This window comes from Orbus hercynius, from assembly GCF_003634275.1.
GTDB classification, from domain to species: Bacteria; Pseudomonadota; Gammaproteobacteria; order Enterobacterales; family Orbaceae; genus Orbus; species Orbus hercynius.
The window spans coordinates 612,632-624,897 of sequence record NZ_RBWY01000001.1; the positions used below are offsets into that span (position 1 = coordinate 612,632).

Genomic DNA, 12,266 nt, shown 5'->3' on the forward strand with positions numbered 1-12,266 from the left:
TGTATATAACAAAATGCTATATCATTATACCTAATTCATATTTAGCGTCGCCTCGATTTGTTGTTAGATTATCGGCAATAACCATCACTTAAATATGAATTAGGGGCTCAGATGAAATCGCTATTAAAGTTAGTGTTACCACTGTTTTTTATTACAGGATTAGTTGCGTGCGATAAAAATGATAATTCAGGCAATGCTCAGCGCCAACAAGTTATTAACGTTGGCACATCACCCGGGCCATATAGCGAGCTTTTTTTAACTGCCATCAAACCGATTTTAGTGCAAGATGGCTACAAAGTTGAAGTGTTCGATTTTTCCAATTTACGTTTGGCGGATATTGCACTCAACGATGGTGATATCGATTTGAATGTCGATCAGCACAGTGCCTATTATCAAGATTTTAACCAAAGTGCCGGCGCTGACTTAGTCGCGATTACTCAAATTCCAACGGTGCCAGCGGGTTTATATGCCGCTAACAAAACCTCATTAGCTCAAATTGCCAAAGGCGATAAAGTGGCTATCCCACAAGATCCGTCTAATGCTGCAAGGGCGTATGCCTTGTTACAAAAAGCCGGTTGGATCACATTAAAACCAGGCACCGTATTAACTAAAGCGTCAGCGAGTGATATTAGCGAAAATAAATATGGTATTAATATTATTGAGCTTGATTCGGCAACGATTCCCCGTTCGTTAGCTGACTTGGATTATGCCATTATTCCCGGTAGCGTTGCTTATGCCGCCAATGTTGATATTAGTAAAGTGCTACTGCAAGAGGATTTGCTTGATCATTTGATTTTAGTTGCCACCGTGAAAGCGAGTAATAAAGATAAACCATGGGCACAAGCGGTCGTGGCGGCTTATCATTCTGATGCATTTAAAGCCTATTTGGATCAGCACAATCAAAATCATTACTGGTTTATTCCTGAACAATTAAAATAAATCATCGGTATATTGATACATCAGTTAAGTTGCGAACTATGATTAAATTAGACAATATTGACGTTATTTTTAATGATAACCATAATCAAACATTGCATGCAGTCAATGAGGTGTCTTTATCGGTTAACAAAGGTGAAATATTTGGCATTGTTGGGTACAGCGGGGCCGGTAAATCCACTTTGGTCAGGGTGATTAATTTGTTACAAAAGCCCAATTTTGGCAATGTGATGGTTGATGGGCAAAACTTGTTAAACTTGAGCCCAAGTCAGCTTCGTCAGGCACGTAAAAAGATTGGCATGATATTTCAGCATTTTAATTTGATGAATTCACGTACGGTGTATGGCAATGTGTTATATCCGTTACGTGATTCATCATTGTCTAGCCATGAAAAAGCACAAAAAATAGCGCAACTGCTTGAATTGGTCGGCTTAGCGGATAAACGTGATTTTTATCCTGCGCAGTTATCGGGCGGGCAAAAACAGCGAGTTGCGATAGCGCGTGCTTTAGCAAATGATCCCCATGTGCTCTTATGCGATGAAGCAACGAGTGCTTTAGATCCAAAAACAACTCAGTCGATTTTAAAATTATTGAAAGAATTAAATCAGCGTTTGAATTTGACTATTGTGCTTATCACCCATGAAATGCAGGTTGTCAAAGAAATTTGTCACCGAGTGGCGGTGATGGAACATGGTAAGGTCGTTGAGCAAAATGATATTGTGAGTATTTTTAGTCATCCAGCTCAGCGATTAACGCAAGATTTTATTCGCACAGCATCGAATATTGAACAAGCTTATGATGCGATTTTTAATCATCCGCAGTTAGCTGCACAGCTAAAGCATCAAAATTTATTTGAATTACGTTTTGCCGGTAATAATCATTTTCAGCCTTTTATTAGCCAGTTATATGCCAAATACCACGTTGAAACGACGATTTTGTATAGCCATTTAGAGATTATTCAACATCAACCCGTGGGCCATTTAATTGTGATACTTCATGGCAGCGATCCGGCGATGGTTGACGCTGAGTCTTTTTTAAATCAGCACAACATTGCCGTGAGCCGACTAAATGCTTTGCAAAACGACAATTATTATTCAATCTAAGAGGGAATAACATGTATTCTTGGTTTGTCGATTATTTTCCGAATGTTGTCATGATGCCCGATAAGTTTGTACAAAGTACACTTGAAACCCTTTATATGACCTTTTTCTCGGGTTTAATTGGCGGCATATTTGGCGTGCTATTAGCGATTATGCTAGTTGCCACCCAAGCGAATGGTGTTAGCGAAAACAAAATCTGCCATGGCGTATTAGATAAGCTCATTAACTTGCTACGATCTATTCCATTTGTGATTTTACTGGCATTAATCTATCCCATTACGCGCTTTATTGTCGGCACAACGGTGGGACTGAATGCGGCATTAGTGCCTTTAACCGTCGGTTTTGCCCCTTTCTTTGCCCGCCAGATTCAAAATGCGTTATTGGAAGTGGATGAGGGGATTGTTGAAGCGGCAAAATCAATGGGGTCATCGCCAGTTGAGATCATTATTCATGTTTATTTAAAAGAAGGATTACCGGCAATTATTCGCGCGTCAGCCGTAAGTATTATTAGCTTAATTGGCTTGACCGCGATGGCTGGCGCAATTGGCGCCGGCGGCTTAGGCAGCTTAGCGATTAATATTGGTTATAATGGCTTTAAAAATGACGTGGCGGTGATGAGCACACTCATTATTTTGGTGCTAGTGTTTATCACGCAGTGGATATGTCATGTTTTGCTCAAAAAGGTGAGCCATTAAATTAGCTTAATTGGCTCTGGACAAAATATTTACTGTTTTTGTAGTGATAATGTTTGATGGAGTAATCAAACGGTTCGCCTGCTGAGGTATAAAATATCTCTTCGACGTACAAGGTGGGTGAGCCTTGTGGCAGCTCTAATAGTGCCGCATTATCGGCCTCCAACGTAGTGACTTCAAAGTACTTATCTGAGAAACCTATATTGATATTAAATACTTGCTTAATGTAGTTAAAAATTGAGCCAGAAGTAATCTCAATATTTAAATAAGGAACTATTTTTTTACGATAATAAGAGCACTCAAGACAGTGAATTTGGTTATTAATATAACGCAGACGTTTGACTAAATAGAGATCTTCATTTAAGTCACACTGTAGCGCTTTTGCGATAGTTTGGCTTGGTTTGACTTGGGTTAATTCAATGACTTTAGTAAAACTGGGCTGTTGCTTTTGATCATTGGTAAAGCCATGACTTTCAATAAAACTGATATAGCCCGGTTTCTTTTTTTGTCTAACAAAAATACCGCTGCCTTGTTGTTGATAGATGATGCCGCGACGTTCAAGGATATCTAACGCTTTAATGATCGTCGTTCGACTGACTTGATACTGCTTTATGAGCTCTTCAATGTTAGCTAATCGGGTACCAGCAGCTAGTGCAGCTGTATAGATATTTTGTTCTATTTTTTGTGCTACTTCATCGTACTTCAACATGTGACATCTCAAATTTTAAGTTATAGGGCTAGTTGGATTAGTCTGTTTTGTGCTGCGTTATTAGCAAAATTGCTCGACTCTATTCATTATTAGTGACTTTACTTGTTATCTCGAATGCAATCTATCTATTCACGCGATGAAAATCATGCTGAGTAGTTTAGGTTAATTAACCCATTTTTAAAAGCCAAAATCGCCATAACTCGTGACTTAAGTCACAAACAATAAAATTGTTAGTTACTAATTTTATTGTTTGTGTGTAGTATGAATTTACCTTCCCAACCGAGTTATCTTATTATGACAAGCAAAGTAAGAGATTATGGCAAACTCGCCGCACAGATTCTGCATGAGTTAGGTGGTGAACAAAATATTATCAGTGTCAGCCGCTGTGCAACTAGGCTAAGGTTAGTGATACAAAACCAGCCTGATATGGCAAAAGACCATATTATGGCGTTAGCTGGTGTTATCACTGTCGTTGAAAAAGGCGGTCAGCTGCAAATCGTTATCGGCACAAATGTTGATAAAGTTTATGATGCGTTTATGCAGCTAGTTAACTTGACCGATACGGAGTCAATTAATCACAAATCTTCGGTGTTAAATCGCGTTATTGCCACAATGTCAGCTGTTTTTGCGCCCTTTGTGTATATTCTCGCTGCTGCTGGATTAATACAGGGTGCATTGATTTTAGTTTCGTTAGTCTTACCAGCCTTTAAGTCGACAGGCACCTATCAAGTGCTGAGTTTTATGTCATGGTCACCGTTTGTCTTTTTACCGATTTTTATTGCGATGACCGCCTCAAAACACTTTAAATGTAATCTTTATGTGGCAGTGGCATGCTGCGCAGCTTTGGTCTCCCCGGGTTGGGCTGAATTAGCTACACTGATTGCCAATGGCCAAAGTGTCGATTTTATTGGCATTCCATTATCGCAAACCCTTTATACCTCAAGCGTTTTACCGCCCTTATTTTTAGTCTGGTTGCTCGCTTATTTAGAGCGTTTTCTAGAACCTTTGATTAATGAAGTGGTTAAACCATTATTGTTACCATTACTGTGTATGTTAATTATGATCCCGCTAACGATTGTATTAATCGGGCCGATTACCTCTGGGAGCGCGCGTTTTATTGCTGATAGCTATAACGCGTTAGTCGCTTTTGCGCCGCCAGTAGCTGGTGGGGTTATTGGCGGGGTGTGGGAAATTTTTGTCATTTTTGGTGTCCATTGGGGAATTACGCCTGTTGTGATGGCTAATTTTGATATGTATGGTCACGACTCTTTTCAGGCATTTCAAACCATTGCGGTCATTGGTCAGGTCGGCGCAGCACTAGGTTTTTACTTAAAATCGAAAGATCGTGAAATGCGCGGTATTTCTTTATCAGCGTTTGTTACGGGGATATTTGGTATAACGGAACCGGCAATTTATGGGGTGAACTTAAGATTTAAAAAGCCATTTATCTATGGTTGTCTTTGCGGATTAATTGGCGGGGTGATATCCGGATTTTTTGATCCGTTCTATTTTGCCTATGCTGGATTACCTGGCCCTTTAACCATCGTTAATGGTATTAGTGATCAATATCCGAGTTCAATTATTGGTATTGCGATTGGTTCGATAATTGCTTTAGTTGGGCCAATTGTATTAACGGTAATTTTTGGTACCGGAGAAAAACCACCAACCAGTGATATTGCTGATGATAACGCTAAAATTTTGTTTGAAAGCGTACAAATAAAAAGTCCAATGATTGGTAATGTATTACCATTATCGGCGGTACCAGATCCGGTTTTTGCTGAAAAGTTAATGGGCGAAGGCGTTGCGATTGAGCCGCTGGATAATCATGTTTATGCACCGTGCGACGGTAAAATTAAAGTCTTGTTTGATAAGTCGCGCCATGCCGTTGGCATTGTGTCAAATGAAGGAATTGAATTATTAATTCATGTCGGTATTGATACTGTCAGATTGACCGAGCCTTACTTTACTTACCATGTTGAACTTGAGCAACAGGTTAAACAAGGCGATTTGCTGATGACATTTGATATGGATAAGATCAAAGCGGCCGGCTGCGCGCTTATTACTCCCGTTATTATTACTAATTCAGCTGAGTACCAATATATTGATCCGATTGATAATATTTCGGTCACCACCGCTGACACCATACTGATTATTAAACAATAACAAGGATATTTTATGCAACAGAAACAATTTTTATGGGGGGGGGCGGTTGCCGCTCACCAATTTGAAGGGGGATGGGATCAGGGTGGCAAAGGTCCTAATGTTGTTGATGTGATGACTGCTGGCGCTCATGGTGTGCCACGGCAAATTACTCAGGATATTGAGTCTGACCAATTTTATCCCAATCATACTGCGATTGATTTTTATCATCATTATAAAAGTGATATTCAGCTACTGGCTGAACTTGGTCTTAAATGTTTTCGTACCTCTATTGCCTGGAGCCGTATTTATCCTAATGGTGATGAATTAGTGCCAAATGAAGCGGGATTACGTTTTTATGATGATATGTTTGACGAGTTAATTAAACATGGTATTGAACCAGTTATTACATTATCGCATTTTGAAATTCCATTGCATTTAGCGCGTGAGTATGGCGGCTTTAAAAATCGTAAATTGGTCGATTTTTTTGAACGATTTGCGATCACCTGTTTTGAACGTTATCAGCATAAGGTCAAATATTGGATGACGTTTAATGAGATTAACAATCAAATGGATACCAGTAACCCGATCTTCTTTTGGACCAATTCAGGTGTTAAAGTCGAACCGGGTGAGGATCCACAGCAGGTTCTGTATCAAGTTGCGCATTATGAACTGCTAGCAAGTGCTAAAGCGGTGATTGCCGGTAAAAAAATCAATCCTGATTTCCATATTGGGTGTATGATTTCCCATGTACCTATCTATCCTTATTCATGTAATCCGCACGACATTATGGCGGCTGAAATTGCCATGCGCCAACGTTTCTTTTTCCCAGATATCCATGTTCGAGGTTATTATCCTGCTTATGCGCTTAAAGAGTTTGCACGACGTGGTTATAAGCTCGATATCACTGCCGAAGATTTAACTATCCTGAAACAAGGCAAGGTGGATTATGTTGGCTTTAGCTACTATATGTCGACGGTGGTGAAAGCGGATGTTAATAATGATAATGACAGTAATGTTGTTAATGGTGCTTTACCGAATTCAGTTGATAATCCTTATATCCAAAAAAGTGATTGGGGTTGGGCTATTGATCCAGAGGGACTTCGTTATGCGTTAAATCGCCTTTACGAACGTTATCAGTTACCACTGTTTATTGTTGAAAATGGTTTTGGGGCAATTGATGAAATTGACTCAAAGCATCAAGTTCATGATCAGTCGCGCATTTCATACCTCAATGCGCATATCAAGGCGATGTTAGTGGCAATGGCGGAAGATGGCGTTGATGTGATTGGCTATACGGCTTGGGGCATTATCGATGTGGTCTCATTTACCACCGGTGAAATGAAAAAACGCTATGGTGTGATTTATGTTGATCGCGATAATCAAGGCAATGGTTCAATGAAACGCTATAAAAAAGACTCATTTGATTGGTATCAAAACGTGATTGCTACCGACGGTAAATCGGTTTATCCATAATTTTATTAATTATGTGTGTATCAACAAGTAGTCAAATTATTGGCTACTTGTTGCATGTAATTGCAGGTATTTTAATCATCGATGTTTTACTGCCTAAAAAGCTTATGGCATAGTTGATGATTGCTAAATAGCTGATTAACTCAAAAGTGGAGTATTAATGGAGTAAACGTTCGATGTTTCACCCCATGGGTGATAGCCTAAGCCATTATCAAAAAAGCCTAATTTTTCGTAATAGCCAGTCAAGTCGGTACATAAATGCAGCTGGTTAAAACCTAATAACTGAGTTTGTCGGATTACATGATTCACTAATCTTTTCCCCAACCCTTGACCTCGATAAGCCTCGTCAATGTATAGCGCACATAGCCAAGGATAGAGTTCGCAGCGGCTGATAAAATCATTGGGAATTAGCCCTGCGCAGCCGATGATATGATTATCATTGAGTAAAATATACCATTGCGGTAGGGGATTATTGGCATCAATAGCGCGATTTATCGCATCTTCATACACCATCATCGACTCAGCACTAGCCCATTGCTTTTGAAAATAATCAATAGCACGCTTTGCCCACTGCGGCTGCTGGCGTATCGAAATGATTTGCATAACTGTTTTTGATCTATTAGTTGGCGGTTAAGTTATTTTAATTGAATAACGACTTTTTTATCAATGCCTTTTTCGTTCACTTCGGTTTCAGCTTGATAAGTCGTATTTTGTTTGTGTGCCGTCATGATCTGTTCTAGGTTAAAGCCTTTTTCATTTAATGATTGCAGGGCGAAATGCGGCAATAAGGCGTTTAACGTCCGAATAAAGGCAACCGGGACAGTAAATGATTCATCGAGCGTGCCTTGAACAAATTTTTCGATAGTGACTTTTTTCATTGTTGCCCCTCTCTGGCTTATCAAATCTAGATCAAGTCTCTTTAACGGTAAGGAGGTATTGTAATGGTAAAGTAAATGCGAAATAACTTCCTCTACCTAATTCACTTTTGATTTCAAGCTTGGTATTGGCGTGATTAAGTAAGGCGTGTTTGACTATCGCAAGGCCAAGACCTGAACTGTTTTTGCTGTAGGTTCTGGCGTTATCGACTTGATAAAACCGCTCAGTGAGGCGGTGCAGGTGGTGCATTGCAATGCCAGATCCTGTATCGGTAACACTAAAATAAGCCCCGGTCGCTACTTTTTGCCAGCAAACGGTAATGTGCGTATTATCTGGCGTATGTTTGATGGCATTATAAATAAGGTTACTGACGACACTATAGAGCTGATCTTTATGTGCCATGACTTGCAGTGTGTCATCAATATGAAAGGTAAACTGATAATTGGTATAAATCTGTTTAACATTATGCTTAATTTTATGCAGCATTTCCGGTATATTGACCGGTTGTAATTGGTGCTTGATAGGGCTGTTTTCAATATGGCTAAGGGTTAATATCTGCTCAACTAATGACTCCATTCTGGCAATCTGGCCTTGCATTGAGGTAAAAATTTGTGCTTGCTTATCAGTCGAGATGAGATCATCTGTTAGCATATCTAGGTAACCTTTCACCACTGTCAGCGGCGTGCGAAGCTCATGGCTAGCGTTGGTGAAAAAATCATGGCGCTGTTTTTCGGCCAAGTAGAGCTGATCAACATCGCGTACAATAATAATCCAGTGTTCATCAATATAAGGGATGATGCGAAATTCAACGTAATTTTTATGATTAAAAAAGAGGGTTAACGGCGCAGAGAAATCCTTTTTTTTCATATAAGCGGCAAATTCAGGGTGGCGAATCAAGTTAATAATATTTTGCCCTTTATCGCCAGGCCAGTGAATATAAAGCTGATATTGTGCAATTTTATTGCACCACTCAATTCCCCCCTCTTTATTGGTCAGTAATAAAGCATCTGGAATTGATTCAGCGCCATAACGAAAGCGTTTGATAATCTCGGCCAACTCTTTTTGTTTGTCGCGTATTCGTTTTTGCCGCTTATGTAAACCATAGAAGATTATATCAAAGCTACCAATACTACTTGGCGGATACAGCGTGTTTTGTTGCCAAACCCAAGCGGATAATTTGTGTAAATTATATATATACCATAGCAGTAACAGCGCTGTTGATAGCAGTAAAAAACCGGTAATATGCTGGCAAATCATGCCTAAGATTGCCGCTAAACTCAACATGAGTAACGTTTCAAGCATAGTTCGTTGCCAAAAATGATGTTTTAACAAAATGACTCCCGATTATTTTTGTATTTTTGCTGAAAATCGGTAACCCGCACCTCGCACTGTCTGAATAAACTTATCATGTGCTGATAGTTCGAGCTGTTTGCGTAATCGGCCAATATGGACATCAATGGTTCTGTCATCAATATAAGCATCATGTCCCCAGACGTGATCAATTAATTGATCGCGAGTAAATACGCGTTCCGGTTTAGTCATAAAAAATAGTAATAATTTGTACTCCGTTGGGCCAAGTTCAATTTCATGATCTTCAGCAATCACACTATGTGATTGGGTATCGAGTTTAAGATCGCCAAATTCGAGGATATCACAACCAACGGGATAAGATCGCCGCAATAAAGCCTTTATTCGGGCGAGTAATGCTTTATTGGAAAATGGCTTGGTCATGTAATCGTCCGCGCCGCTATCAAAGCCTAGAATTTGGTCGCTTTCTTGTTGCTTCGCCGTTAGCATAATCACTGGGATTCGCTCAGTAATCGCGTGTTTTTTAAGATGCTTAATAAATTGGATGCCATTACCGCCAGGTAACATCCAATCTAATAATACCAGATGAAAAGGCGCACTTTGGCTGAGCTTGATTGCATCAGGATAATCCTTTGCTTCAAGCACGTGATAGTCGTGATGCTCAAGTAACATTTTTAGCATATCACGAATGGATTGGTCATCTTCAACAATAAGAATCGTTTTGGTCATAACTGGATGATAGCCCGATAAAACTTTATTGATGCGACAATTGTGTAACAATTATATGACAGTTTTATGAAATGAGCTAAAAATTTTTCAAAATAGCGTTTGAACGTGGCAAGAGAAAGCATAGACTCACTGTATCGGTGAGTCTATTAAGCTATAATATTATTTGGCGTTATTGATGTAGCTTGTATCACCAATGGTTTCAACGATAAATTTACCTTCATCGGTATAACGGATTTTTGTGACACTCGCATTACCTAATTGATTATGAATCGGTGTATCGGTCATGTCATTAATCATGGCTAAAATCGCCATGCCGTGCGAGACAACAAGGACATTACCACCACCTTGTTCTTGCGCTGATTTGGCAATTTGAGTTAACGCATTTTGCATCCGTGTTTTAACTTGTTGATAGCCTTCGGCTTCACCTGATTGTTCAACCGCTTTAATGGCATCCATCATTTTATCGATAGTGATATTACCGTTGGCAAAATCTTGCATTAATTCGTTATCTGATGGATAACCTAATTGTTTGGCCGCCGGTGCCCACATATTGGGATCCAAGTCACCCTCAAATAAACCAAAACACGTTTCACGTAATTCGGGCATTTCAATGATATCGACTTGATCACCTTTTGCCTCTAAAATCACTCTAGCGGTTTGTCTTGCCCGGCCTAAGTCACTGGCATAGGTGGCAATAAAATCAGTACCTTGTAAGCCTTTACCTAATTTTTTAGCCACTTCAATACCCGGCGCGGTGAGCGGGGTATCTGACCAGCCTTGTACGCGATGCGCAGTATTAAACATCGTTTTACCATGACGTGTTACGTAAAGATAGACGTCAGCGGCAAAGGCATGGGATAAGGTAAATGCTAGCACAAAAATGACACTGATAAATTTCGATAATATTTTCATGATGTACTCCTATTATTGTATAAATTGATAAAATTAAATATCCCATTATAGAGCTTAAAGTAGGTTGTAGCGATACTCAATAATGACTTCACCTGATAAGCTTGGTGAGCGTTGATATTTATTATTGGCATCTAAGATCGGTGTTTTATTATTATTTTTATACGACCAACCGTAGCCAAACATTGAGAAGACCGATAAATTTTTTAATCGTGCATCACTCGGTACCCAGCGGTTAATGAGATTAATTTCCCCAGTACGAACGGTGTTACCTTGATAATTAAATTGACCATAGTTTATTTGTAAACCGGTCATGATATCCTTAATAAAATCATAAGTACCTAGTGCGGTTAATGCCAGCTCGCCATCACGCATATAATCAACGCCTGAGGAGGTGAGGGCATTAAAACGGCCGCGTGAGTTTTGCGTGAGATGACGACCATAGTAACCCACCGCATTGTCTTTTTTCGCTCGGGTATAAGCGATGCCAAATTTTAGGCTCCAGTCTTGTTCTTTCCATTTGATATCGGTAGCATAATGCCAGGCGTCATGATCATACTCTTTTTTACTCGCGGGCATGTTTTTATAGGCATCTAACGCGTAGCTGCCATAGATTTGGCTACCCAAGGTCAGTTGTTTGATTGGATGATAAGATCCTTCAATAACATGGCGCCTTTGATAATCTTCTGCTTCACCGTAGTTATAAGTTAGATAAAGATCGTTATCGCGATAAGTCAAACCGGCTGTTGCAATGTAATCGATCCTCTTTTTATCTTTAGTTTGAAAGGTGGTTTTATTGGGTGAATCTCGATTGATCGAACTTTTCACATAAGCGGTATCTAACGATACATTATGATAAACAAATGTGCCGCTATAACCTAAATAGCTGTTCTCGGTTAAACGGTTTGAGGCGGTTAACACGCCGTAGTTTTTTAGAATTTGCCAACCGTATTTACCATTAAAATTGGCTTGTTTATTGCCTAATTTCACTTTTATATAACGTTGTCCAATTTTGTTAAACCCTTTGGCATTGTCTTTATTAAAACCGCTACCATCGTTATAGAGTAATCCACGCGTTGAGAAGTAGTCGCTTGCGCCGAGTTTAATCACGCTTGTCATGGTGGCATCGACACCGATAAAGTCAAAGAAATAGCCAGACTTATAATCCACGCCAAACGCTTGCCCCCAAGCATTATGCACTTCTTTGGGGTTAGCTTCATTCTCTTTTAAATATTTCCAGTAATTTCTTAATGTTAAGTCAATTTTGCTGTCTTTGAAAAAGGCATCTTCGGCTAGTAGGTCTAAGAGCGAATAATGGCTATTATCGTTTGCTTGTACTGATAAGGTTGTGAGTATCAATCCTAATAAGGCGATGGCTGGTTTTTGCATGTTTAT

Annotated in this window: 12 protein-coding genes; 5 read left to right on the forward strand and 7 right to left on the reverse strand. The window is 39.6% G+C overall.

Annotation, left to right across the window (positions count from 1 at the left end; translation table 11 throughout):
- Positions 1–111: 111 nt before the first annotated feature.
- From DES39_RS03010 to DES39_RS03020, 3 genes are read left to right on the forward strand one after another with little or no spacing between them, the layout of a single operon-like run.
- Positions 112–939 (forward strand): MetQ/NlpA family ABC transporter substrate-binding protein, encoded by an 828-nt coding sequence (locus tag DES39_RS03010; protein WP_121144275.1) that lies wholly within the window; start codon positions 112–114, stop codon positions 937–939.
- A gap of 38 nt (positions 940–977) precedes the next feature.
- Positions 978–2,039 (forward strand): methionine ABC transporter ATP-binding protein, encoded by a 1,062-nt coding sequence (locus tag DES39_RS03015; RefSeq protein ID WP_121144276.1) that lies wholly within the window; start codon positions 978–980, stop codon positions 2,037–2,039.
- A gap of 11 nt (positions 2,040–2,050) precedes the next feature.
- The gene (locus DES39_RS03020) at positions 2,051–2,731 is read left to right on the forward strand and encodes a methionine ABC transporter permease (protein WP_121144277.1); all 681 of its coding nucleotides are present in this window, start codon (positions 2,051–2,053) and stop codon (positions 2,729–2,731) included.
- A gap of 1 nt (position 2,732) precedes the next feature.
- Here the strand turns inward: DES39_RS03020 and DES39_RS03025 are convergent, their stop codons facing one another.
- Positions 2,733–3,437: a GntR family transcriptional regulator gene (locus DES39_RS03025; protein ID WP_121144278.1), complete on the reverse strand. Its 705-nt coding sequence runs from the start codon at positions 3,435–3,437 to the stop codon at positions 2,733–2,735.
- Between the two features lie 294 nt (positions 3,438–3,731).
- Between DES39_RS03025 and DES39_RS03030 the strand changes: the two genes are divergently transcribed.
- Positions 3,732–5,600: a glucose PTS transporter subunit IIA gene (locus DES39_RS03030; RefSeq protein ID WP_121144770.1), complete on the forward strand. Its 1,869-nt coding sequence runs from the start codon at positions 3,732–3,734 to the stop codon at positions 5,598–5,600.
- 12 nt (positions 5,601–5,612) lie between these two features.
- Positions 5,613–7,052: a 6-phospho-beta-glucosidase gene (locus tag DES39_RS03035; RefSeq protein WP_121144279.1), complete on the forward strand. Its 1,440-nt coding sequence runs from the start codon at positions 5,613–5,615 to the stop codon at positions 7,050–7,052.
- A 135-nt stretch (positions 7,053–7,187) separates the two neighbouring features.
- On the opposite strand, the gene DES39_RS03040 is transcribed toward DES39_RS03035, so the two are convergent.
- From DES39_RS03040 to DES39_RS03065, 6 genes are all read right to left on the reverse strand, one after another.
- On the reverse strand, positions 7,188–7,652 hold the full coding sequence (locus DES39_RS03040) for a GNAT family N-acetyltransferase (protein WP_121144280.1): 465 nt from the start codon (positions 7,650–7,652) through the stop codon (positions 7,188–7,190).
- A gap of 32 nt (positions 7,653–7,684) precedes the next feature.
- The gene (locus tag DES39_RS03045) at positions 7,685–7,927 is read right to left on the reverse strand and encodes a hypothetical protein (protein WP_121144281.1); all 243 of its coding nucleotides are present in this window, start codon (positions 7,925–7,927) and stop codon (positions 7,685–7,687) included.
- A 31-nt stretch (positions 7,928–7,958) separates the two neighbouring features.
- Entirely contained in the window at positions 7,959–9,257 is a 1,299-nt protein-coding gene (gene phoR, locus DES39_RS03050; protein ID WP_211324599.1) for a phosphate regulon sensor histidine kinase PhoR, read from the reverse strand.
- Between the two features lie 12 nt (positions 9,258–9,269).
- Complete coding sequence (gene phoB / locus DES39_RS03055; RefSeq protein WP_121144283.1) at positions 9,270–9,962, reverse strand: phosphate regulon transcriptional regulator PhoB; 693 nt, start codon at positions 9,960–9,962, stop codon at positions 9,270–9,272.
- A gap of 159 nt (positions 9,963–10,121) precedes the next feature.
- The gene (locus tag DES39_RS03060; RefSeq protein WP_121144284.1) at positions 10,122–10,874 is read right to left on the reverse strand and encodes a histidine phosphatase family protein; all 753 of its coding nucleotides are present in this window, start codon (positions 10,872–10,874) and stop codon (positions 10,122–10,124) included.
- A gap of 54 nt (positions 10,875–10,928) precedes the next feature.
- Positions 10,929–12,260 (reverse strand): OprD family porin, encoded by a 1,332-nt coding sequence (locus DES39_RS03065; protein ID WP_121144285.1) that lies wholly within the window; start codon positions 12,258–12,260, stop codon positions 10,929–10,931.
- Positions 12,261–12,266 lie beyond the last annotated feature (6 nt).